The 24,413-nt window shown below is 63.4% G+C and carries 20 protein-coding genes; 9 read left to right on the plus strand and 11 right to left on the minus strand.

Annotated elements, in window-relative coordinates; all coding sequences use genetic code 11:
* From AC1D0P_RS05065 to AC1D0P_RS05105, 9 genes are all read left to right on the plus strand, one after another.
* The coding region (locus AC1D0P_RS05065; RefSeq protein WP_477675697.1) for a PPK2 family polyphosphate kinase at nt 1-587 on the plus strand (587 nt) is incomplete at its 5' end.
* Between the two features lie 180 nt (nt 588-767).
* Nucleotides 768-1,877: a TRAP transporter substrate-binding protein gene (locus tag AC1D0P_RS05070; protein ID WP_477675698.1), complete on the plus strand. Its 1,110-nt coding sequence runs from the start codon at nt 768-770 to the stop codon at nt 1,875-1,877.
* Between the two features lie 89 nt (nt 1,878-1,966).
* Complete coding sequence (locus AC1D0P_RS05075) at nt 1,967-2,593, plus strand: TRAP transporter small permease subunit (RefSeq protein ID WP_477675699.1); 627 nt, start codon at nt 1,967-1,969, stop codon at nt 2,591-2,593.
* On the plus strand, nt 2,594-3,130 hold the full coding sequence (locus AC1D0P_RS05080) for a TRAP transporter large permease subunit (protein WP_477675700.1): 537 nt from the start codon (nt 2,594-2,596) through the stop codon (nt 3,128-3,130).
* Nucleotides 3,070-4,455, plus strand: coding sequence for a TRAP transporter large permease subunit (locus AC1D0P_RS05085; RefSeq protein ID WP_477675701.1), 1,386 nt, complete (start codon nt 3,070-3,072; stop codon nt 4,453-4,455). Before AC1D0P_RS05080 ends, AC1D0P_RS05085 begins: the two co-directional genes overlap by 61 nt.
* Before the next feature lie 172 nt (nt 4,456-4,627).
* Nucleotides 4,628-7,951: a fused isobutyryl-CoA mutase/GTPase IcmF gene (gene icmF, locus AC1D0P_RS05090; RefSeq protein WP_477675702.1), complete on the plus strand. Its 3,324-nt coding sequence runs from the start codon at nt 4,628-4,630 to the stop codon at nt 7,949-7,951.
* 516 nt (nt 7,952-8,467) lie between these two features.
* Nucleotides 8,468-9,988, plus strand: a complete 1,521-nt coding sequence (locus AC1D0P_RS05095; protein ID WP_477675703.1) for a hypothetical protein — start codon at nt 8,468-8,470, stop codon at nt 9,986-9,988.
* A gap of 5 nt (nt 9,989-9,993) precedes the next feature.
* Nucleotides 9,994-11,079, plus strand: a complete 1,086-nt coding sequence (locus AC1D0P_RS05100; RefSeq protein ID WP_477675704.1) for a caspase family protein — start codon at nt 9,994-9,996, stop codon at nt 11,077-11,079.
* Complete coding sequence (locus AC1D0P_RS05105) at nt 11,066-13,885, plus strand: hypothetical protein (protein WP_477675705.1); 2,820 nt, start codon at nt 11,066-11,068, stop codon at nt 13,883-13,885. Before AC1D0P_RS05100 ends, AC1D0P_RS05105 begins: the two co-directional genes overlap by 14 nt.
* 181 nt (nt 13,886-14,066) lie before the next feature.
* Here AC1D0P_RS05105 and AC1D0P_RS05110 read toward each other — a convergent pair whose 3' ends face one another.
* The 11 genes from AC1D0P_RS05110 to AC1D0P_RS05160 all read right to left on the minus strand — a co-directional run bounded on the left by AC1D0P_RS05110 (nt 14,067) and on the right by AC1D0P_RS05160 (nt 24,411).
* The gene (locus AC1D0P_RS05110) at nt 14,067-14,609 is read right to left on the minus strand and encodes a hypothetical protein (protein ID WP_477675706.1); all 543 of its coding nucleotides are present in this window, start codon (nt 14,607-14,609) and stop codon (nt 14,067-14,069) included.
* Between the two features lie 101 nt (nt 14,610-14,710).
* Nucleotides 14,711-15,427 (minus strand): DUF1266 domain-containing protein, encoded by a 717-nt coding sequence (locus AC1D0P_RS05115; protein WP_477675707.1) that lies wholly within the window; start codon nt 15,425-15,427, stop codon nt 14,711-14,713.
* A gap of 251 nt (nt 15,428-15,678) precedes the next feature.
* Nucleotides 15,679-16,056 carry a hypothetical protein gene (locus tag AC1D0P_RS05120; protein ID WP_477675708.1) on the minus strand — a complete coding sequence of 126 codons (378 nt, stop codon included), beginning with the start codon at nt 16,054-16,056 and terminating at the stop codon, nt 15,679-15,681.
* Between the two features lie 92 nt (nt 16,057-16,148).
* A complete protein-coding gene (locus AC1D0P_RS05125) occupies nt 16,149-16,697 on the minus strand; it encodes a hypothetical protein (protein ID WP_477675709.1) in 549 nt (182 codons plus the stop codon).
* A 73-nt stretch (nt 16,698-16,770) separates the two neighbouring features.
* The gene (locus AC1D0P_RS05130; protein ID WP_477675710.1) at nt 16,771-17,130 is read right to left on the minus strand and encodes a hypothetical protein; all 360 of its coding nucleotides are present in this window, start codon (nt 17,128-17,130) and stop codon (nt 16,771-16,773) included.
* Between the two features lie 115 nt (nt 17,131-17,245).
* Nucleotides 17,246-18,730: a xylulokinase gene (gene xylB, locus AC1D0P_RS05135; RefSeq protein WP_477675711.1), complete on the minus strand. Its 1,485-nt coding sequence runs from the start codon at nt 18,728-18,730 to the stop codon at nt 17,246-17,248.
* A 3-nt stretch (nt 18,731-18,733) separates the two neighbouring features.
* A complete protein-coding gene (locus AC1D0P_RS05140) occupies nt 18,734-19,885 on the minus strand; it encodes a Gfo/Idh/MocA family protein (RefSeq protein ID WP_477675712.1) in 1,152 nt (383 codons plus the stop codon).
* Nucleotides 19,882-20,907 (minus strand): sugar phosphate isomerase/epimerase family protein, encoded by a 1,026-nt coding sequence (locus tag AC1D0P_RS05145; RefSeq protein ID WP_477675713.1) that lies wholly within the window; start codon nt 20,905-20,907, stop codon nt 19,882-19,884. The genes AC1D0P_RS05140 and AC1D0P_RS05145 overlap by 4 nt, the downstream gene beginning before the upstream one ends.
* A gap of 7 nt (nt 20,908-20,914) precedes the next feature.
* Nucleotides 20,915-21,877, minus strand: a complete 963-nt coding sequence (locus AC1D0P_RS05150) for an ABC transporter substrate-binding protein (protein ID WP_477675714.1) — start codon at nt 21,875-21,877, stop codon at nt 20,915-20,917.
* 55 nt (nt 21,878-21,932) lie between these two features.
* On the minus strand, nt 21,933-22,922 hold the full coding sequence (locus tag AC1D0P_RS05155; protein ID WP_477675742.1) for an ABC transporter permease: 990 nt from the start codon (nt 22,920-22,922) through the stop codon (nt 21,933-21,935).
* Between the two features lie 4 nt (nt 22,923-22,926).
* Complete coding sequence (locus tag AC1D0P_RS05160; protein ID WP_477675715.1) at nt 22,927-24,411, minus strand: sugar ABC transporter ATP-binding protein; 1,485 nt, start codon at nt 24,409-24,411, stop codon at nt 22,927-22,929.
* Nucleotides 24,412-24,413: the final 2 nt, after the last annotated feature.

The following is a 24,413-nucleotide window of genomic DNA, read 5'->3' on the forward strand; positions in this document are numbered from 1 at the left end:
CGCTGCGCGGTGTGTTCGGCCGCATCAGCCCGTTGGGCGTGCACACCGTGAGCTGGCGGGCGCCCAACGAAGCGGAGCGCGCGCACGACTACCTGTGGCGCATCCACCAGCAGGTGCCCGCGGCCGGCGAGATCACCCTCTTCAACCGCAGCCACTATGAGGACGTGCTGGTGCCGCCCGTCAAGGGCTGGATCACGCCGGCGCAGACAGCCGAGCGCTACCGGCACATCAATGACTTCGAACGCCTGCTCGCGCAGACCGGCACCGTGGTCCTCAAGTTCATGCTGCACATCAGCCGCGATGAGCAGCGCGAACGCCTGCAGGCGCGGCTCGAGGACCCGGCCAAGCAGTGGAAATTCAATGCGGACGACCTGGAGGCGCGCAAGCAGTGGAAGCAGTACCAGCAAGCCTACGAAGACCTGCTGCGCGCCACCAGCACACCCTGGGCGCCATGGACGGTGGTGCCCGCCGATTCCAAAACCCACCGCAACCTGATGATCGCCACCGTGGTGCGCGCCACGCTGGTGCAGCTGGGCCTACGCTTTCCGCCCGGCGACCCCGCGCTTGAAGGATTGAAAGTCCGCTGAGGCTGAAGGTCGCCGCGGGATTCCCGCCCGTGAGGCCAAAACTGTTTCACCCGGATCGGGGGTAATCGAAACGCCAATCAGCCGCCTGCGTTGGTGGAAACCCTCTTTGTAAGGCTTGGGCAAGACGGAATGATGAGTGTTCTTAGTGTTCTTACTTTCCCAAACAACAGGAGACAAGTCATGACCGAGAGCAAAAGCCCCCGCAGGCGCGGCCTGCTGAAAGGCGCCGCGATTGCCGCGGGCGCCCTGTCCGCCCCGATGGTCGCCATGGCGCAGACAACGTCCTTTCGCTTCCAGAGCACCTGGCCGGCCAAAGACATCTTCCATGAATTCGCCAATGACTTCGCGAAGAAGGTCAACGACATGGCAGGCGGCCGCCTGAAGATCGAAGTGCTGCCTTCGGGCGCGGTGGTGCCGGCCTTCCAGCTGCTGGAAGCCGTGAACAAGGGCACGCTGGACGGCGGCCACGGTGTGGTGGCTTACCACTACGGCAAGAATTCGGCGCTGGCCCTGTGGGGCTCCGGCCCCGGCTACGGCATGGACTCCAACATGGTCCTGGCCTGGCACAACTACGGCGGCGGCAAGGCTCTGCTCGAGGAAATCTACAAGACCATCAACATGGACGTGGTGTCCTACCTCTACGGCCCCATGACCACCCAGCCGTTGGGCTGGTTCAAGAAACCCATCGCCAAGGCCGAGGACCTCAAGGGCCTGAAATACCGCACGGTGGGACTGGCCGTGGACATGTTCACGCTGATGGGCGCCGCGGTGAATCCCTTGCCGGGCGGCGAGATCGTGCCGGCGCTGGACCGCGGCCTGATCGATGCGGCCGAGTTCAACAACGCCACCTCCGACCGGATACTGGGTTTTCCGGACGTGGTCAAGAACTGCATGCTGCAGAGCTTCCACCAGAGCGGCGAGCAGTTCGAGATCCTGTTCAACAAGACCAAATACAACGCCTTGCCGGCCGAGCTCAAATCCATCATCGACTATGCGGTGCAAGCGGCCAGCGCCGACATGAGCTGGAAAATGATAGACCGCAACTCGACCGACTACATCGAGATGAAGAAGCAGGKGATCAAGTTCTACAAGACCTCGGATGCCGTGCTGAGGGCCCAGCTGGACGCCTGGGACAAAACCATCGCCAAGAAAGCCGGCGAGAACCCGCTGTTCAAGAAGGTGCTGGATTCGCAAAAGGCTTTCGCCCAGCGGGCCGTGTCCTGGCACAACGACTATTCCGTCGACTTCAAGATGGCCTACAACCATTATTTTTCCGGCAAAAAAGCCTGACCGCCAGCGCTTGAGCCTGAAGTACAGCAGCCATCCGGTTCCGCCTGGATGGCTGCTTTTCTTTGTCGCAGCCTGCCACCGGAACCGCCATGAACGTTCAACGTCTCCTTCACACCGCCGACGCCATCAGCACCTGGGTGGGCAAGGCCTTTGCCTGGCTCATCGTGGCGCTGATGCTGCTGGTCTGCGCCGAGGTCTTCAAGCGCTATGCGCTCAATGCGCCGACGGCCTGGATCTTTGACGCCAACAACATGCTCTACGGCACCCTGTTCATGATGGGCGGCGCCTACACCCTGGCCCACGACGGCCACGTACGCGGAGACTTTCTATACGGCAGCATGAAGCCGCGCACCCAGGCCTCGCTGGACCTGGTGCTGTACCTCCTGTTCTTCGTGCCGGGCATCGCCGCGTTGACCTGGGCCGGCTGGACCTACTTCAACGACTCCTGGTCCATCCACGAGCAGACCTTCAACGCCGACCCGATTCCGCTCTACCCCTTCAAATTCGTGATCCCGCTGGCCGGCTCCATCGTGCTGATGCAAGGCATCGCCGAGATGATCCGCTGCGTGGTGTGCATCAGGACCGGCGCATGGACACCCCGGCTCAAGGACGCCGAGGAAGCCGACGTCGTGGCCCAGCAACTGGCCGGCAGCGAATTCGTCGATGAGGACGCCAAGCAGCTCGCCATCGAAAAGTCCAAAGGGATGAAGGGATAAATGATGAGCAACGCAGCACTCGGCATGACCATGCTCTGCCTGATCGTGGTGGTGATCATGCTGGGCTTCCCCACGGCTTTCACCCTGATGGGGCTGGGCATCATGTTCGGCTTCGTCGCTTTCTACGACCCGTCGGCCCACTGGCTCGAYAACAAGATCTTCGACCTCATGGTGCAGCGCGCCTTCGGGGCCATGACCAATGAGACGCTGTTATCCATCCCGCTGTTCGTGCTGATGGGCTACGTGATGGAACGCGGCGCGCTGGTGGACAAGATGTTCCACAGCGTGCAGCTCGCGTTTCGCAGCGTCCCCGGTTCGCTGGCCGTCACCACGCTGATCATCTGCACCTTCTGGGGCATCGCCAGCGGCCTGGTGGGCGCGGTGGTGGTGCTGATGGGCGTGATCGCCATGCGGCCCATGCTCAACGCCGGCTACGACACCCGGCTGGCCGCCGGCGTGATCACCGCGCCGCCGCGATGTTCCCCGGCTTCTTCCTGGCGCTGCTGTACCTCGTCTACATCATCGGCTGGGTACTGATCAACCCGAAGATCGCGCCCAGGCTGCCGCCCGAGCAGCAGCAGGTGCCGGTGCCGCCCTGGCTTCACGCCGTCGCCGGCGCCTATTCGCGCCGCATGCTGCCCGCGTTGCTGGCCGCCACCGCGTCGCCCGGCCGCGCCCTGAAAGCCGGCGTGGACGGCATGAAGATCTCCCGGGGTTTGCTGGCCCGCAGCCTGGGCCTGGCGCTGGTGCCGCTGGCGCTGTCGGCCATCACCCTGGGCGCCGTGTGGTGGTATGTCGTGATCCACTCCCAGGAAGACAACGTCGCCAGCGCCGCGGCGCAGGTCACCCAGCGGGCCCAGGCGCCCGCTCCCGCCGCAGCCGGCACCAGCGGCCTGCAGGAGGCCCCCGGCGCAGCGGCTGTCCAGGCGCCGCCGGCTGCCGGTGGTATCCAGGAACCGCCGGCCGAAACCAGCGGCCTGCAGGAACTTTCGGCCCCGCCTGGCGCCATCGAGGAGCCGGCCGCCGGCCCCGCCAGGGACGAGCCCATGCAACAGTTTGGCGACCCGTCGGCCGAGGGCCCGCACACCGCCGCCGTTCCCGCCATGTTCTTCACCGGCTTCTGGATCGCCTGCGGCATCACGCTGCTGCTGCTGGCCTGGTACTACTGGAAGTTCGACGCAGAGCAATTCGAGATCCTGCGCATGCTGGTGTCGTCCGTCATGCCGCTGGCCATCCTGACCTTCGTCGTGCTGGCGGTGATCCTGTTCGGCATCACGACGGCCACCGAATCGGCGGCGGTCGGCGCGGCCGGGGCCTTCCTGATGGCCTGGCACGCCAAGACCCTGAACTTCCAGCGCATCAAGGAAGCGGTCTTCCTGACCGCCAAGACCACCTCCATGGTGTGCTGGCTGTTTGTCGGCTCAGCGCTGTTTTCGGCTGTGTTCGCCCTGCTGGGCGGCCAGGCCGTGATCGAAAGATGGGTTCTGTCCATGGAGCTGACGCCGCTGCAGTTCCTCCTGGTATCGCAGGCCATCATCTTCATTCTCGGCTGGCCGCTGGAGTGGACCGAGATCATCGTGATCTTCGTGCCCATCTTCCTTCCGCTGCTGGCGCACTTCCAGATCGACCCCATCCTCTGGGGCGTGCTGGTCTTCGTCAACCTGCAGGCGGCCTTCCTGTCGCCGCCGGTCGCGATGAGCGCCTTCTACCTCAAAGGCGTTTCCCCGCCGCACGTGACCCTGAACCAGATCTTCGCCGGCATGATGCCCTATATGCTGATCGTGATCCTGTGCATGGTGTTCATGTATGTCTGGCCGGGCATGACGCTCTGGCTGCCGAAGTTCCTGTACGGCGGCGGCTGAACGGCAGGCAGGCCCCTTTCGCGGGGCCGCCCGCCGCGCCCCCGCTTCCCCTCGAATACCCCCCGCCCGGGCGGGCGCTTGAACAGCCTCCGCTTACGGAGTAAGATTGACGTTTACGTAAACGTCAACTACAGTGAGCGAGGGCGCCGACCCGCCCCTCCCGGAGACAACCATGACCGACATGTCCGCTGAATACAAAGCGCTCGCCAGCTACCGCCCCACCCACAAGGTGCGTTTCATCACTGCCGCCAGCCTGTTCGACGGCCATGACGCGGCCATCAACATCATGCGGCGCATCCTGCAGAGCATGGGCGCCGAGGTCATCCACCTGGGCCACAACCGCAGCGTCGACGAGGTCGTGACGGCCGCCCTGCAGGAAGACGCCCAGGGCATCGCCATCAGCTCCTACCAGGGCGGGCACGTCGAGTACTTCAAGTACATGGTCGACCTGCTCAAGAGCCGCGGCGGCGAGCACATCCAGGTGTTCGGCGGCGGCGGCGGCGTCATCGTGCCGCCCGAGATCCGCGAACTGCATGCCTACGGCGTCACCCGCATCTACAGCCCCGAAGACGGCCAGAAGATGGGCCTGGCCGGGATGATCGGCGAAATGGTCATGCGCTGCGACAAGGACCTGACCGGCTTCGCGCCCAAAAACGTCAAGGCCATTGAAGGCCACGGCGAGATGAACTGGCGGGCGCTGGCCCAGCTGATCACCGCGCTTGAGAACGGCAAAGCCGATGCAGCGCTGGTCGACAAGGTGCGCGCCCAGGCCGCCACCCGCAAGATCCCTGTGCTCGGCATCACCGGCACAGGCGGGGCCGGTAAATCCTCGCTCACCGACGAACTGATACGCCGCCTGCGCCTGGACCAGAACGACAAGCTGCGCGTGGCAATCATCAGCATCGATCCATCTCGCCGCAAGAGTGGTGGCGCGCTGCTGGGCGACCGCATCCGGATGAATGCTATTTCGCCGTGGACCGTTCCCGTTGCCGGCCAGAAGAACGCCGACAGCGGCCAACGCGTCTTCATGCGCAGTCTGGCCACACGCGACTTCGGCTCCGAGATCAGCCAGGCCCTGCCCGACGTGATCGCCGCCTGCAAATGCGCAGGCTTTGACTTGATCGTCGTGGAGACCTCGGGCATAGGCCAGGGCGACGCTGCCATCGTGCCGCACGTCGACGTGCCCATGTACGTGATGACGCCCGAGTTCGGCGCGGCCAGTCAGCTCGAAAAAATTGACATGCTGGACTTCGCCGAGTTCATCGCCATCAACAAGTTCGACCGCAAGGGCTCGCTCGACGCACTGCGCGACGTCTCCAAGCAGGTGCAGCGCAACAAGGAAGCCTGGAGCACGCCGGCCGACAGGATGCCGGTTTTCGGCACCATGGCCGCGCGCTTCAACGACGACGGCGTCACCGCGCTCTACCAGGCGCTCAAGCCGCGCCTGGCCGCGCTGGGCCTGGCGCTTGAGGGCGGCGTGCTGCCCGCGGCCGAGGTGCGCCACAGCACCAACCAGACACCCGTGGTGCCCGCCGCGCGCACCCGCTACCTGGCCGAGATCAGCGACACCGTGCGCGGCTACAAAAAACGCGCCCGCGCGCAGGCCCAGCTGGCGCGCGAAGTGCAGCAGCTCAAGGCGGCAGCCGCCATGCTCAAGATCGACAAGCCCGACCGCGCGCCCGCCGCCGAGGCTGCGCTGGACCTGGCCGGCCATCGCAAGGCCCGCATGGACGCCGACGCCCGCGCCCTGCTGGCCCAATGGCCCGACATGCAGGCCGCCTATGCCGGCGATGAGTACGTGGTCAAAATCCGCGACAAGGAAATCCGCACCGCGCTGACCACCAAATCGCTTTCCGGCACTACCATCCGCAAGGTGGCGCTGCCGCAATACGAAGACCACGGCGAAATCCTCAAGTGGCTGATGCTGGACAACGTGCCCGGCAGCTACCCCTACACCGCCGGCACCTTCGCCTTCAAGCGCGAGGGCGAGGACCCGACCCGCATGTTCGCCGGCGAAGGCGATCCCTTCCGCACCAACACCCGCTTCAAGCTGCTCAGCGAGGGCATGGCCGCCAAGCGGCTGTCCACTGCCTTCGACTCGGTCACGCTCTATGGCAACGACCCGGCGCTGCGGCSCGACATCTACGGCAAGGTCGGCAACTCGGGCGTGTCCATCGCCACGCTGGACGACATGAAGGTGCTGTACGACGGCTTTGACCTGTGCAACCCCTCGACCTCGGTCTCCATGACCATCAACGGCCCGGCGCCCACCATCCTCGCGATGTTCATGAATACGGCGATCGACCAGAACATCGCCAAATTCCAGAAAGACAACGGCCGCGACCCGACAGCGACCGAAGCCGCCAAGATACGCGAATGGGTGCAGGAAAACGTGCGCGGCACGGTGCAGGCCGACATCCTGAAAGAAGACCAGGGCCAGAACACCTGCATCTTCTCGACCGAGTTCAGCCTGAAAGTCATGGGTGACATCGCCCAGTATTTCGTGCACAACCGCGTGCGCAACTTCTACAGCGTCTCCATCAGCGGTTACCACATCGCCGAAGCCGGCGCCAACCCGATCAGCCAGCTGGCCTTCACGCTGTCCAACGGTTTCACTTTCGTCGAAGCCTACCTCGCGCGCGGCATGCACATCGACGACTTCGCGCCCAACCTGAGCTTTTTCTTCAGCAACGGCATGGATCCGGAATACACCGTGATGGGCCGCGTCGCGCGCCGCATCTGGGCCGTGGCCATGAAAGAGAAGTACGGCGCCAACGAACGCAGCCAGAAGCTGAAATACCACATCCAGACCTCGGGCCGCAGCCTGCATGCGCAAGAGATCCAGTTCAACGACATCCGCACCACGCTGCAGGCCTTGATCGCGATCTACGACAACTGCAACTCGCTGCACACCAACGCATTTGACGAAGCCATCACCACCCCCACCGAAGAATCGGTGCGCCGCGCCATGGCCATCCAGCTCATCATCAACCGCGAATGGGGCCTGGCCAAAAATGAAAACCCCTCGCAGGGCGCTTTCATCATCGAGGAACTCACCGAGCTGCTCGAAGAAGCCGTGCTGCTGGAGTTCGAACGCATCGCCGAGCGCGGCGGCGTGCTGGGCGCCATGGAAACCGGCTACCAGCGCGGCCGCATCCAGGACGAGTCCATGCACTACGAGATGCTCAAGCACACCGGCGAGCTGCCCATCATCGGCGTCAACACCTTCCGCAACCCGCACGGCGACGCGGTGCAGGACAAGCTCGAACTGGCCCGCTCCACCGAAGAAGAAAAACAAAGCCAGCTCAAGCGCCTGGACGACTTCCACCGCCGCCACGCGGACGAGTCACCGGCCATGCTCAAACGCCTGCAGCAGGCCGTGATCGAGAACCTCAACGTCTTCGAGGTGCTGATGGAGGCCGTGCGTGTCTGCTCGCTGGGGCAGATCACGAACGCGCTGTTTGAGGTGGGTGGGCAGTACCGGCGGAATATGTAGGCCGGCGGGGGAGCATTGCCACTTAACCCATAGTCTTTCCAAAAATCTGCCGTTAACTTCATTTAAGTCTCGGCCAATCTATGCCTCATTTCGCTTTTCAGCGGATGAGGCCAAAAGATCGGCACAACAAAGCAAAAAGCCCAACTGGCGATCAGTTGGGCTTTTTTGTTCTTTTCGAAGATTAACGGCGAAGTCGCTTTTCCAGTAGAGGCCTGAGACTATCGTAGGCCTTGCGAAACGTCTGGAGATTGGCCAGATCGGGGGCAAACTTTCCTGTCGCCAGATCATGAACGATCGTCCCCTGACAGTTGAAGCACCCTTGCCACTCCTGGCTCGCTCGCCATTAACCACACTATAGTGCGTCGCTTCTTGGGAATCTTTGAAATTGGTGCGCTTCCGATTGAGACGCGACTCCTCTCATTGCAGGATGACAGTCGCCTGTTCCGCTCTTAAACTGAACCACAAATGCCGTTGGCGGCTCTCGCCGCATCAACAAAAGACCCTCGAGGAGGAATCATGCCAGTCCCCGGCGACCACATCATCCATTCCGGCTCCGGCCAACTCGGCCGCAGCCGCACCAGCGTAGACGACGCGAAGCGCATTGCATTGCAAGCTTGGGACTATGGGCTCACCAAGAAAGGCCCCATCGTCATGCACTTCCACGGTGGCCTCGTCAACGAGAAGGCCGCACGCGAAGGAGCGGAACGCCTCTACGAGACCTACGCGACTAAGGCGGGCGCCTACCCGATCTTCTCAGTGTGGGAAGCGGGCCTAATCGAGACGCTGCGCAACAATTGGCGCGACATTCTGCAAGATCCGGTCTTCCAGGAGTTAGTGAAGAAAGTAGGAGAATGGGTCTTGCGCGAGGGCGCGCCCGAGGCCGGTACAAAAAGTGCCGCAGGCAAGGCGATCGATGTGGACCAGTACCGGCAGGACTTCGATGCGTGGTTCGCGGGCACTTCCCCGCAGCCTCCACTTGTGGACTCCAAACCTGCCGCTGCCATCGGTCTAAAGAATGCCGAGCCCGATGAGGAGGATCTGGCGCTCAAGATTGAAGCCGAACTCCCGAACGATCCCACCTTCGAGATGACGATCGCGGGCCTTGCCGCCGCAGCGGCCAGTACGCCCGGCGCGACCACCAAGGGCATGACGACGACGCCACGTCCCATCAGTCGTGTGTTGGTTGACGATGCTGCGCTGGATCAGCTTTTACCCGGCGGCGCCGCTTCGCACGGCATCACCACCAAGGGTGTACTCAGCTGGGTGGCCACCGCCAAGTTTATCGCGAAGGTTGTGATGGCCGTGACACGCCGCCTCATCTCAGGCCGAGACCATGGTGTGTACGTGACCGTGATTGAAGAAGTGCTCCGCGCCGCCTATCTCGCAAAGGCCGGTGGCATAGCGTGGGGGCAGATGAAAAAAGACACGGCCGACGCATTTGTGGGCGAGACCGGTGCCGGCAACGTGATTCTCCAGGCTTGGGCCGGGCGCATCGTTAAGGGTGAAGTTCCGCCACGCGTGGTGCTGGTGGGCCACAGTACTGGTGCCGTCTACATCATCAACTGGATCCGCGCATCGGCAGTGGTCGCACCCGATCTCGTGTACGACATCGTTTTGCTCGCCCCTGCCTGCGTGACCGATGAGTTCGCAAAGGTCATGCAGGAGCATGCGAAGGCAATGAGCAACGTACGCATATTCGCGATGCAGGATGAGAAGGAGAGGGACGACGTGCTGGTGCCCATCCTCTATCCGCGCTCCTTGCTCTACTTCGTGTCCGGCGTGGTAGAGGCGGAGGTCGACGCGCCCCTGCTCGGCATGCAGCGTTTCCTGAAGGACAAGCCCTTCCAGGACGCCAAGAAGTTCCCCGCAGTTGATGCCGTGCGCCAGTACCTCGCAGCAATGGCTTCACGCGGCGTGTGGTCGATAGCGGCGGGCGCTCCAGGGCTGGGGAGCGCGTCGGTGAAGCACGGTGACTTCGACAATGACGCGGCGACGCTCGCGAGCGTGGTTTCTATCATCAAGTCCGGCTACGCCTGAAGTCCATGGCCGACTTCGCCATACTTACCGGCATCAGTTGGTACCCGAACCCCGGGTACAGCAACCTCGACGGGCCGCCGAATGACATCGCGTTGATGGAGACATGGCTCACGGAACGGGCGGGATTGGACCCCGGCAATATCAGGAAGGTCGTCACGCCTTCGCCGCTACCGGACCCCGTGGACCTCGGAAAAGCWCCTCCGGTGGGGCTCGATTTCGACCTGATCTTCAACGAAATGCTGCAACAACGCATTGCTATGGGAAGAGCTCGCGTGAGCGGAAGGCTGTACCTCTATTTTTCGGGTCACGGCTTTTGCAACCGCAGCCAGAACGCCGCACCCGAAGCCGCTCTTTATTGTGCCAATGCCACGAAGACGTATCACCCACACCTCTTCGGCACGCAACTCGCGCGCGTGGCACAAGGCCAGGCTCTCTTCAAGGAAGTAGTGCTCATCATGGACTGCTGCCGGGACTCCGAACTGGCGCGCACGCCAACACCTCACCCGTATCGCGACACGCCCGACGACGGCCTGGCCGCCCAAGTCCATCTCCTTGCGATCTACGCGGCCCCCAAGGGCGGTAAGGCGCAGGAGCGCGCCATCCCGGAAAGAGGCGGTGCCGTTCACGGGCTGCTGACGCACGCACTCGTCAAGTTGCTGGAGGAGTTGCCTTCACGGGACGCTGCCGGCATTGCGTCCGTTGACCTCCGCAACGCCCTGTGGAACGGCTGGAAGTCGATTTGCGGCGAAGATGCCGCCCCTCAGCCCGAAGTGCTGCCGCCACAGAACGGGGAAATCTACTTCCCGCTGGTGGGCAAGGGCACCTCGGTAGAGTTTGTCTGGATACAGCCGCCCACCGACGGCGCCACACTAACCCTGATCGACAATCAGTTCCAGGAAGTCGCAACGTTCAACCTCGCCGGGGCAGCGAACGACACGATTGCGGCCAACGGGCCCGTGCTACACCATGAGCGAGTGCCGCAGGGACTGAGACTGCGCATGCGTCCAGGTCCGTACCTCTACCGCCTGAGCGATCCGGCAAAGGAGGCTCCTATCAAGGTCGAAGGAGGTGATTGCCGTGTCAACCTTTGAGAGAGACCTCGAACTCACCACTGACAACCCGCTGGCGGAAATCCTGTTGCTGGACGGTGAATTCAAGCTCGTCGCGCGCAGCGCGACACCCTTGCGTTTGCGAGTGCGACCAGGTCTGTACGTCATGAAGGTAAAGGTCGGCGACGAACAGGCCGAAGCAGTGCTGGAAGTGCGGCCCGATCCGGATAGCTTCACTCATTGGCTTGCGGCGCCGCTGTTCGAAAGCCCTGTACCGCTGGACAATTCCTCTTTCCGGCATCAGTTCCAACAAGACGGAACTGCACGCGTGATCGATGCAGCTCGCAAGTCCGCAGGCACAGCGGAGTCGCGCATCATCGTTTGTGTTCGGGACCCGAGCCCCTTTGACCCGCACGATGCACGGGCTGACATGCGGATGCAAAGTTATGCAGGTGTGTTCGAGCAGTTCAGCGTGCGTGACACGGCCGATGGACTTGTCGCGTGGCCCGAGGTTATCAATGATGACAAATTGCGATTCGGGTTTTCGGCGATGGCGGCGTCCGTCGCGGCGGGTTCGTACTTCCTGACGTACAGCACGAAAAGCGGTGACATCAGCCTCTCGTTGCCAGCGGCAAAAGGCTGGGCTCTGCAGGTCTACGTAAACCTCATGCCCGGCAGCTCCGGCCAGATGGAGCCGGACCTCGCGGGGATCTCTGTTTTTTATGACACGCTAGGCAGCTCGTTCAATCCGTCGCGACCCGAGCTTGTAGCCGCAGAGACGGTGCGCAAGTCGCTGGCATACGGGCGGGGGTTCGTGCCACCACAGACGCTCGATGTGCTGTACCAGGGAAAATTCCAGAACCCGATTCTTGGGCTCTATGCCGCGCATCACCTGATCGCCACGTCAGGGGATCCCAAAGCGCTCAAGGAAGTCATCACGAATACGAGCGACATGCTCGGAAAGAACTTCCCGGATGTAGCGGCATTGCGCCTTGCTACGGGGAGCCATAAGCCGGATGAGGGCGCACGCACGTTTTGGGAATTGAGCGGTCCGCCGCTGTTGGCGCGTAGCTGGCAATTGCTCGTTGCGCAAGCCGATGCCCTAGGTGGGCCCGGCGTGACCCGCTCGCCGGCGCTGGCGCGCGCATCTTCGTATTCACCGCAAGGGATTTTCACCGGATGGGTAGGCCCCCTTGCCGCGACAACGGCGCAGGCGCAGGGGACGCAGACTAAGTCGCTGGCGGGGGAACTCCTGAAGTTCGCTACCGGCGCTTTGGGCGCCTTTCGCAATCGCATTGGTGGAGCGGACCCCGCCACGCTCACGGAGCGATTGGGCCATATCTCGACCAACCAAGAAGCCGCGGCCGCGCTAGTCGAACTTTCGCAGGCATATGAATGGCCGAAGGTCACGTCTGAGCTCAGGCGCAACCCGAAATGGATGGATCCGCTGTCGCCTCTGCAGCGCAGTCTCGTCATGATGCTGAACTCCATCGACGGCGATGACAAGGCTCACAAGGCCATCGACGAGAACTTCATTGGCTCCCTGCTCGATTCGCATCGCGTGCCGCTGCAATCGCTCGCCGAAGACCTTCAGCAAATCGAGCTCGGCGGGTGGATGAGCGTGGGACTAGAGCACGCGGTTGAAGCTGCCGTAGAACTCGGAACGGACAAGCTCACTCGTTCGCTAGAGAAATTCCGCGTCGAGATCGACCCGAAGCGCATCACGCACCGGGTCCACTATGCGGCGCTTGTCGATACGATTTTTGGCGCGGGCTCGGCCAAATTCGACAAGTCTGTGGCGGATACGAACAACGTGATAGGCGCTCTTGCGAGCCCAAATAGCTTTGTCGAATTTAAGGCCAATTTCCAGCATCGCCTGCATCGCCTGAATGCCGCGATCCAGTCTGACCCGAGCCTTCGCAAGGAGATACTCGCCGTCGTGAACAGAATCGTGGGATCCGGCTGGGATGGTGCGTATGCTGAGCTCTCGGCGCTCGACTACTTCCTAGCAGCGGCTGCCAGCGGCCCCGGAAATATTGYGCTTGATCGCACCGTACCCGCCAAGGAGACATTGGCCTCTGCGATGGGCATGCAAAACACCAATTACGACATGAGCCTCCCGGGCCTTGGCGTCGTGATGGACACGAAGCTCCTGTCGGACAAGATCGGCGGCATTCTCGAGGGCGTCTTCAATGACTTCCGCCGCGCCAAGGGAATCCGTCGCCTCACGATCGTTCCATCCTACGACCAGGATAACGACTTCGCGGTGTATCAGGCGAATCGCAGGCAACTGCTCGCGGAACTGGTGAACGGGGTCGATACCACCGTGCGACCCCGGAAGCTGTCCAGCGCAGTAATCCCCGATCTGTCGTACGAGTTTGCGTGGGAAGCGGGTGTCACAGCCGGTGCGAGCACATATTCACCGAGCACCCACGCGAAAAATCATCAGCGCCTGCTATTCAGTCACGCGAAGAAGTTCTCCCGCGTTGAGCCGACCGTGATCATCTTCGTGCTGTTCCCGTGGGCTGGCGAGAGCATCTTCCTCTTCAAAGAGCCGAAGATGCAGTTCTGCAAAGCGTTCGGTGAGGAATTTTTCTCCGGACTCCTGGACTCGCCAGAACCTGCGAGCAAATTCAACGGCAAGTTCCAGTCGGACATTACCGTGGGTCATGTGGTCCGGCATCTGTCGGGAATCATTTTCCTGGATGACGACACCATCTTAGCCAAGGATCCCCAGCGGGTGAATGTCGAGGCGAGCTTTGTCTGGAACCCCGTCGCCCTGCACGCACTGGGTGGCAGCAAGTTTGACAACTACATGCGCAGTCGCAGTGCAACGGAACTCAAATAAGCCTCACACTGTTGAATTCCGCTGAAGTCTGACCCGAGGGAGGGGCGGACAATTACTTGGACTTACGGCATAACCAGTCCAAGTAATTGGCCTAACGAGGCTGTAGAAGAACCCGGGCCCCCACACGCACAACTATGCCGTTGCCCCGTGCGCGGACCGAGCTCCATGAATTGGACGGAATTCACGCTCCATTCGCCAGAGACACCCCGTCCACCGGCTTGAGCATCCATTCTGCAAGGTCCGCCCCCAAGCCCTGAATCACCGCATCCATTGCGCTGCACTCGGTGGTCTCCGCCTTGATATCGGAATGCTGAATGTGCATCTGGCGCATGCCTTTGAAGTGCACGGCCGGCAGTCCCGGCCGTTCGAGCACAGCGTGGATGACCATGATCGTGGGGCCGCCGGCGCTGACGGTCACGATGTCCATGATTTCGATTTTCAGCAAAGGGGCCGCACCCCTGCCGGCACCCAGCGCGGGAAGCACCACTTCATGCCGCGCTTTCAACCGATCTTGCACCGCCTGGCGCAATGGGTCCGGCACGCCGCACGCATCATCGGACTCAGACATCTGGCGGCCCTGGTAATACCCGTACACGACGGGCGGCAGTACCACCGTGTTGTAGGCAACAGGCGCGGGTGGCGTTCGCTCAAACGGCTGGGGATCGTGCGAACCGCAAGCGGCGAGAATTGAACTCACCGCTATCGCGATGCAGGTATTGCGCACGGATTGCCCTTACTGTCATTGATTGATTGGGAATCTAGCGAGAAGCGGCGCTATGCGCCGGCGCTCCTTCAAAGTTCCGGCGCCGGGTCAGGCAAGCTGTTTTATTTGTACGAATACTTCAAATAAATATCGGTATTCTCATCGCCTCTTGTTTTCCCATTCAGGATGTATTTGGCCATTGAGCCGATGTCTTCCAGGTCAAACCCATGAATGGTTCTGCCCAACAGGAACGAAACCGTATAGTCTTCCCAGCTTTTGCCGAGCGTGCTGGCGATGCCCGCGGCTTTGTGGATGAACTCCCAGGTTTCCTGTTCCGTGAGATAGCCCGCCCAATAGCACCACCTGGCCAATGACACCGCCCTCATGGTGTCCCAGCCGAAAGTCGACCGCGTCGCTTCCACGGTCGCCAGGGGAATACCCAGTTCTTTTGAAATCTCTTTTTGCGCTGTCTTGACCTGCTCTGACGAGCCTGCGACGAAGGAATCGATGTCTTTGCTTTTATTGAGATTGAGCAGGTTTTCGAGCGCCTCTTTGGCGTCGTTGGAATTCTCGATTTCCCATTGATTCTTGAGCCCGGCAACGTATGTGTCCAAGCTATCTTCTGGAAGAATGGTCAGGATTTTTTCGAACCGGTTGCTGAACAGGATTCCACCAAATGCCAGGGCTCTTTTTTGCTTTTCATCCAATGGATTGCCGGAGTGCTTTGATTTGAATTCGTCGAGCTGGCGGGCCTTTTTTTTCTTCATGTAGACAAAAAGCACGGCAAAGTACACAGCAAACACACATGCAACTGAAATAACGATGGACATCGTAGACATCACATTCCTCCCTGATTTATTAATGATGAGAGGCCACGCATGAACAGTCATGCATCGCCTGCGTGAAAAAACTGCCCATACTCCAGCGCTACGCTGACACGAGCCTTGCTAAAGAAACGTCATGACGAGTAACTTTATGTGTCTAACGTCACACATCGTCGATGCAGGCACGACTGCAGCAAGAGCACAGAACCAACTCACGCTGCGCGCGCTCTGCCGCATGCGCCAGTTCGGCGCCGGTGCGGCGGCGATCACACCGGGTCGAGATGAAGCACCACCTCGGAAGGGATCCGGCTGCCGACCCGTTGGAAAGCGGGGCAAGCATCGATGCAGGCCCGAAATGCGGGCAGGCCAGACGGCGTAGCGCACCATTCATTGCCGCTTCCCAGGGCTTGGAGTTCTGCCGTAGGTGGGAATCGAAAGGTCAGGGACAGCTGAAGAATGCCCTCGTCATCATCTTCATCCTCGTCGCCGCCACCGTCGCCACCCGGCATTAGCTGGCGAGTGATGTTGAGCTCAAAGTGCGTCGAGTCGCCCCAGTTATAGCTGCCCCACTGAAAGAGCAGCATGTCTCCATCTTCCTCGAGGACGCATCCATCGCATCGTTCGGAAGCGTAGAAGGCAAGCATGGCTTCCACGCCTTCGGAGGCTGTGAGTGCCGCCGCGGGGCGACCGCCAGGCGAGAGGCGCTGCTCAAATGCAGCGAGTGAAGTAGCCGGTGTCATAAGGAGCCATCCATGACCTTCGGGAACGGAACGCCTTTGATCTCGGCAAGAAAGCGATGTTTCGGCTCAAAGTCACCCACATACGTCAGGGCAATCTTGCCTTCCCAGATGATATCGAACAGGTCCGTACCCTCCACACGGGAAAAGGCGATTGTGTGATCCACCACGCAATCATGCCCGAGCAGATAGATATGGAATGCACGCGCTTCATAGGCTTCCTTCAGGTCATAGGGAGGCGGGTCCACATGGAGCCGAAGTCCATCAACAGACCCGGGCGCGAACTGTGCGAGGGAACAGCCTCGAAAGCCGCCCTGATGCCACTGGTCGGAGGAGATGGTGCAACTGCCGTAGTTGCACCAGACTCCCGGGGCCTCCCAAGCCGAGGGATGGTCCTCGTCCTCCTCTTCTTCGATATCTCTTTCAGCGTCGTAATCCTCGGTTTCCAAGTGGAAGTGAAACCAGACGTCGTAGCCCCTGCGCTCGGCGGACCACCGAAACTGCTTGAGGGCATGGCCTTCAAGCCACGGGTTGCCCGGGAACGTCATTCGACCTGATTTCATTGGGCGTAAATCTTTTTGTCTTTACAGATATTCTCGCCTCTGGTTTACCGCGCCCGGCTCAAGAACCATTGCTGCCCAGAGCTTGCTCCAGGCGCTCCACATACCGTTCAGCCCAGCCTTGGAGCATCTCATCCTCGTCTTCGCTGTTGAATATACGGATGACCTCGTTGAAAAGTTCATTGCGCAGGGGGCTGCTCTCATCGACGTAGAGCCCGACAACCTGGATGGCCTCAACGCGCGCCAGGTCAACCTCCAGGGGTTCCCGGAGCACATCAAGCAGCAGCTGGGAGACATCGCCCTGGTTCGCCTCCGAATCAAGCGCCCGGATGATTTCGCATTTGCGATGGTTCATGCCTGAATCTGGCAAGTGATCCGTGGCCCAGGGCATGGCTCGATACTCGTTAACAAGGTCATTCATGGGTAAAGCCTGAACGCTGGTGATCGGTCGGGGGAACCCCGCGGACCGATTCTAGGYTGACAGTGTGACTTTCACCTCCGCACAATGAACGAAGCGGGGTTCCAAAAAAAAGTGCTCAACCAGGCGCAGCGCCCGGTCCGTACAAAGGCGCAACACTGTTGTACAGCGACGCAAAACGCGCCGCGCGCTCTTTCCATCGTGCTTGCTCGGCGGGCCGAGGCGCGAAGCTGTCCAATGCCGCGGGCGCCTTGAGGACGTCCTGCGCGTCCGCCTTGTCCGCGCAAAGCCAGGCCAGCCGTGCCGCGCCCAGGGCGGGGCCCACGGCGGAGTCCTCGCGCCGTATCACTTCCAGCCCCGTGGCGTCGGCCAGCATCTGGGCCCAGTACGCGCTGCGCGAGCCGCCGCCGATCAGGCTGACCTGTTCGAGCCCGGCGCCGGTGGCCTGCAAGGCTGCGATGCCCTGGGCCAGCCCGTGGCACACGCCTTCCAGGGTGGCATTGACCATGTCGGCGCGTGAGGTGCCGGCATTCAGGCCGAAGAACACGGCCTGGGCATGCGGGTTGTTGTGCGGTGTGCGTTCCCCGTTCAGGTAGGGCAGGAACAGCGGCGTGGACGATCTCAAGCCGCGCGCTTCGGCCTCGGCCAGCAGCCGTTCCACGTCGGGCTCGCCAACCAACGAGGCGGTGAAATCCAGGCAGGACGCCGCCGACAACATGACCGACATCAGGTGCCAGGCCTGCGGCAAGGCATGGCAGAAGCTGTGCACGGCCTGTCCGGGATTGGAGACGAATTCACGCGTGGCGACGAAGACCACGCCCGAGGTGCCCAGCGACAGCATGGCGTCGCCGGGGCGGAACATGCCGGCGCCGAGCGCGCCGGCGGCGTTGTCGCTCGCGCCGGCCGCCACCGGGATGGGGCGCAAGCCCCAGCGCTGCGCGAGGTCGGCGCGCAACTTGCCCGTGGCCTCGGGACCTTCGTGCAGTACCGGCATGTGCTCGCGCGACAAACCGCAGGCCGCCAGCAGCTCGTCGCTCCAGTCGCGCCTGGCAACGTCTAGCCACAGCGTGCCCGCCGCATCCGACATGTCGCTGGCGTATTCGCCGGTCATGCGCCAGCGCAGCCAGTCCTTGGGCAAGAGCACGCGGCGCACCCGCTCGAACACCGCCGGCTCGTGGCGCGCCACCCATAACAGTTTGGGCGCGGTGAAGCCGGGCATCATCATGTTGCCGGTGATCTGCCGCGAGCGGGGCACCTGGCTTTCCAGCAACCCGCATTCCGCGGCGGAACGCCCGTCGTTCCAGAGCATGCAGGGCCGCAGCACCTGGTCTTGCGCATCGATCAGGGTTGCGCCGTGCATCTGGCCGGTCAGGCCGATGCACTCCACGTCGCCGGGGCTGTGCCCCGCCGCCGCCAAGCCGGCCAGCGCTTCCCGGACGGCGCCATCACAAGCCTGCCACCAGGCGTCCGGATCCTGCTCGCGCCACAGCGGCTGCGGCTGGTCGACCGCCAGGGGCGCCGTGCCGACGGCCAGCACCTGGTGCCGGCGGTCCAGCACGACAGCCTTGACGCTGGAGGTCCCGAGATCGATGCCTAGGAACATGCGTCAGCGCATCGGCGTCCACTTGGCCTGGCTGCCGGCGGACTCCACCACTTTTTCGATGAAGCGCACGCCGCGCGCGCCATCGGCCAGACGTGGATAGTCGGCGTCCAGCGGATCCGGTGCCAGGCCCGCCTGCAGCGCGCGGATGTGCGCGGCCACGCCGAGGTACACATTCGCGAAGGCTTCGAGGAAGGCCTCGGGATGGCCGGTCGGCAGGCGTGTGGCGCGGCGCGCGGCCTCGCCCAGCCATGGCGAGCCGCGGGTCAGCACACGCGCGGGCCCATCGATGGGCGAGTGAATGAGCCGGTTCGGCTCTTCCTGGTGCCAGGTCAGCGTGCCTTGCGTGCCGAACACCCGCAGGCGCAGGTCGTTCTCGCAGCCCACTTCGATCTGCGAGGCAATGAGCACCCCCCTGGCGCCGTTGCTGAAGCGCAGCAACGCATTGCCGTCGTCGTCCAGCCGGCGTCCGGGCACAAAGGCCGTCAGGTCGGCGCAGATGCTGTCCAGCTCCAGCCCGGTGACGGTCGCCACCAGGTTTTCGGCGTGCGAGCCGATGTCGCCGATGGCGCCGGCCAGGCCGCTGCGCGCTGGGTCGGTGCGCCAGTCGGCCTGCTTCTGGCCCGTTGCTTCGAGGTTGGTGGCAAGCCAGCCCTGGTTGTATTCGACGATGACCTTGCGCACTTCGCCGATCGCGCCCTTGGCCACCAGCTCGCGGGCTTCGCGCACCATGGGATAGCCGGTGTAGTTGTAGGTCACCCCGAAGACGCAGCCGCTGCGCTGCACGGCGCGCTCCAGCGCCTGGGCCTCTTCGCTGCTGTGCACCAGCGGCTTGTCGCAGACCACGTGGATGCCCGCCTCGGCAAAGGCGAGCGCCACCGGGAAGTGCACATGGTTGGGCGTGACGATGGAGACGAAGTCGATGCGGTCCTGCGCCGGCCGCTTGAGCTCGTCGGCCAGCAGGTCTTGCCAGCGGCCGTGGTTGCGTTCCGGGCGCAGGCCGAGTTCCCGGCCTGACGTGCGCGCGCGCTCAGCATCGGACGACAGCGCACCGGCCACCAGTTCCATCTGCCCATCCAGCGCCATGGCCTTGCGGTGCACGGCGCCGATGAAAGCGCCCTGCCCGCCGCCCACCATGGCATAACGCAGCTTTTTCATGATCCGGCCATCCCGCCTTGTTTGGCCTTGTCGAAGACCGCGTCGAAGGCGCCGGCCGCCGGTTTGAAGTCCAGGCGCTTGGAGTAGGCCGCGCTCTCGGTGGCGCCGTGGACCCGGTCCATACGGCTGTCCTCCCATTCCACGCTCAGCGGGCCGGCATAGCCGATGTCGTTCAGGGCCACGATGATGGACTCGAAGTCGATCATGCCGCGGCCCACGCTGCGGAAGTCCCAGTGGCGGCGCGCATCGCCGAAGCTGGTATGCCCGCCGAACACGCCCACGGTGCCGTCGCCTTTACCCCACCACACGTCTTTCATGTGCACGTGGTAGATGCGGTCATGGAAGGTGCGCAGGAACTTCACGTAGTCCACGCCCTGGTAGCCCAGGTGGCTGGGGTCGAAATTAAAACCGAAGCGCTTGTGCCCCGCCACGGCTTCCACGGCGCGCTGCGCCGAGGCGGTGTCGAAAGCGATCTCGGTGGGGTGGACTTCCAGGGCGAAGTTCACGCCCACGGACTCGAAGGTGTCCAGGATGGGCTTCCAGCGTTGCGCGAAGTCGCGAAAGCCCTGCTCCCAGTACTCCTGCGAGGTCGGCGGGAAGGCGTACAGCGAATGCCAGACCGACGAGCCCGTGAAGCCGGTGACGACCTTCACGCCCAGCCTGGCGGCCGCAAGGGCGGTGTCCTGCATCTCGCGCGCGGCGCGCTGGCGCACCCCTTCCGGATCGCCGTCGCCCCAGACATGCGCGGGCAGGATGGCCTTGTGGCGCTCATCGATCAGGTCGCACACGGCCTGGCCCACCAGGTGGCTGCCGATGGCGAAACAGCGCAGGCCGTGCTTTTCAAGCAGCGCGCGCTTGTCCTTCGCATAGCTTTCGCTCGCCAGCGCTTCCTGCACGTTGAAATGGTCGCCCCAGCAGGCCAGCTCGAGCCCGTCATAGCCCATGCCGCGCGCCAGGGGTGCGAGTTCGGCCAGCGGCAGGTCGGCCCACTGTCCGGTAAAAAGTGTGACGGGTCTGGCCATGGCTGCCTCAGAACGGGGAGTCGGGGAAATAGTATTGCTTGGCATTGTCCTTGGTCACCAGCACCGAGGGGATGATGGTGGAGGCCGGCAGCTTCTCGCCCTTGACGCGCGCGGCCGCGGTGAGCTTCATCGCGTCGGCGATCATGCTGGGCGAGTAGGTGACGTCAGCCGTCACGGTTTTGTCGCCGTCCATCACCTTCTTGATGTAGTCCTTGGAGCCTGCGCCTCCCAGCACCAGCTTGACGTCGGTGCGCTTGGCCTGCTCGATGGCCTTCTGCACGCCGACGGCCATGTCGTCGTCGGAAGCCCAGACAGCGTCGATCTGCTTGAAGCGCGTCAGGAAGTCCTGCATCACCTTGAAGGCGTCGTCGCGGTTCCAGTTGCCGTGCTTGGCGTCCAGCACCTTGATGCCCGGCTGGCCCTTCATCACGGCCATGAACGCATCCACGCGCTGGTTGTCGATGACCGTCGGGATGCCGCGCAGCACGACGACGTTGCCCTTGCCGCCCAGCGCCTTGGCCAGGTATTCGCCCGACACCTTGCCGAAGCCGGGGTTGTCGCCCGCGACGTAGGCGTCCTGGGCGCTGGGGTCGGTCAGGCCCCGGTCAACCACCGTCACGTACACGCCCTTGCCTTTGACCTGGGCCACCGGCTGCGTCAGCGGGGCCGACTCGAAGGGCAGGATGACCAGCGTGTCGATCTTGTTGGCCGTTTGCAGGTCCTGGACCTGGTTGGCCTGCTCCGCGGCGGAGCCGGCGGTCTTGACGGTGACCTTCAGGCCGGGGTATTGCTTTTCCAGTTCCGTCTTGGTGCGGTTGGCCCAGTACACCACCCCGCCCGTCCAGCCGTGGGTGGCGGCCGGGATGGACACGCCGATGTGCGGCTTGTTCTGCGCCAGCGCCGCTGGCGCGGCGCCGAGCAAGGCCAGGACGGCGGCGGCAGCCGCCAGTAGTTGGGTGATCGGTTTCATGGTTTGTCTCCTCTTTGGGTTGGCTGAAAAACGGCAGTGCCGGTGGTGAAATCCATCATTTGCGCCCGCGCTGGAAGAACGCCACCGCGATGATCACAAAGCCCTGTACCGCGGCGTTCAGGTACACGCTGATGATGCTGGTGAGGTTCAGGATGTTGCTGATCACCGAGAGCAGCACCGCGCCGATCACCGTGCCGGTGATGCTGCCGGCGCCGCCCTTGAGCGCAGTGCCGCCGACGATCACCGCCGCGATCGCCTCGAGCTCCCAGAGCAGGCCGGTGGCCGGCGAGGCCGACCCCAGGCGTGGCACGTAGAGCACGGTGGCAACACCCACGCAGATGCCCAGCAGCATGTAGGTGAGCACCTTGACGCCGTCCACGTCCACAGCCGCGTAGCGCGCCACCTGCTCGTTGGAGCCTATGGCCTGCACGTAGCGGCCGTAGGCGGTCCGGTTGAGGATCAGGCCGCCCAGCAGCGCGACCACGATGAAAACCCATACCGGCACCGGCACGCCCAGCCAGCTGCCGTAGTACACCGGGCCGTAGGCGCTGGCCAGCGCACCGTCCAGCGTGATCGCGCCGCCGTTGGAAAAGTAAGTCAGGTAGGCGCGGAAGATACCCAGCGTGCCCAGGGTCACGATGAAGGGTTCGATGCGTCCCTTGGTGATCAGCAGGCCATGGGCCAAGCCGAACAGCGCACCCAGCGCGATGGCGCAGGCCATGCCGGCCAGGATGGCGGCCAGCGGCGGCCAGCCGGCGCCCGCGGCGGCGTTCATCAGCAGGATCATGGTTCCCGCGATCAGCGCCGCCATCGAGCCCACGGAAAGGTCTATGCCGCCGGAGATGATCACGAAGCACATGCCCACGGCGATGATGCCGATGAAGGCCGTGCGCGTAAGGACGTTCATGACGTTGTCCAGGCTGGCGAAGTTCTCGTTCAGCATGGCGCCGAGCAGGCACACCAGGACCAGGCCCGCCAGCGGGCCGCCGCCGCGCAGGCCGGACCACCGGCGCGCGGTCATCGTCCCCGGCGGTGCGCCGGCCATGGGCTTAGTGGGTTCCAGTTGCATGGGCGATCAGCAATTCTTCGGTGAGTTGGTCCTGCGGCAGCTCGGCCGCCAGCCTGCCCTGGCGCATCRCGATGACGCGGTGGCAAAGGCCGATGAGCTCCAGCAGCTCGGACGAGACGATGACCACGGCGCGGCCCTCGGCGGCCAGGCGCTGGATCAGGAAATAGATGTCGCGCTTGGCCCCCACGTCCACGCCGCGCGTGGGCTCGTCAAGCACCACCACTTCTGGCTTCGGCTGCAGCACGCGGGCAAGCGCCAGTTTCTGCTGGTTGCCGCCGGACAGCGCCGAGGCCGGCACACCGACCGAGGCGCGGATGCCGAAGGCCTCGCTGGCCTGCTTGAGGGCCGCGCGCTCCGCCGCGGGATTGAGCCAGGGCCGGGCGTATTGCTCCAGCGCCATCAGCGTGAGGTTCTCCGCCAGGCCCATGCGCAGGTGCAGGCCGCGGCCCTTGCGGTCTTCGCTCAGGTAGGTCAGCCCCCGGCCCGCGGCCGAGCGCGGGCTGCGCCGCGTCCACGGGCGGCCCGTGATCTCCACCGCCGCGCAGCTCGACGGGCGCAGGCCCAGCAAGCCCTCGAACAATTCGGTTCGCCCGGCGCCGACCAGCCCGGCGAAACCCAGGATCTCACCGGAGCGCACCTGGAAGCTCACGTCCTTCGCCCAGCCGGGCACCTGCAGGCCCTCAACCTTGAGCAGCACCTGTGCGCCGTCCGGCACGGGTTGCCGCGGCGGGAACAGGTCGCTGAGTTCACGGCCCACCATGAGGCTGGCCATCTGGTGCCGGCTCACGCTGCCCGTGAGCCGCTGCGCCACCAGGCGGCCGTCGCGCATGACCAGCACCTCATCGGTGATGCGTTCGACTTCGTCCAGCTTGTGCGAGATGTACAGCACCGTGGCGCCCCGGTCGCGCAATTGCGCGATCAGGCCGAACAAGCGATCGGTTTCCGACGGCGTGAGCGTGGCGGTGGGTTCGTCCATCACCAGCACACGGGCATTGCGGCTCAGCGCCTTGGCGATCTCCACCAGCTGCTTCTCGGCCACGATCAGGTCGCGCACCCGCCGGCCGGGACTGCAGGTCAGCCCCACCGAGCGCATGGCCGCCTCGGCGCGGCGCGCCATCTCTGCCTCGTCGAGAAAACCATGGCGTATCAACTCATGCCCGAGGAAGATGTTCTGGGCGATGGTCAGGTCGTCGGCGAGGTTGAACTCCTGGTGGATCATCACGATGCCTTCGGCTTCGGCGTCGCGCGGGCCGCGGAAACTCACGGCCTGGCCGGCGATCTCCACCGAACCCTCGCTGGCCTGCTCGTAGCCGGCCAGTATCTTCATCAGCGTGGACTTTCCGGCGCCGTTCTCGCCCAGCACACCGTACACGCGGCCGGGCGCGAAAGCGAAGCTCACGCCATGCAGCACCTGCACGGGCCCGAAGCGCTTTGTCACCTGCTGAAAGCCGACGGCCGGGTTCATGC

The sequence above is a fragment of the Polaromonas sp. P1_G2 genome, from assembly GCF_056405515.1.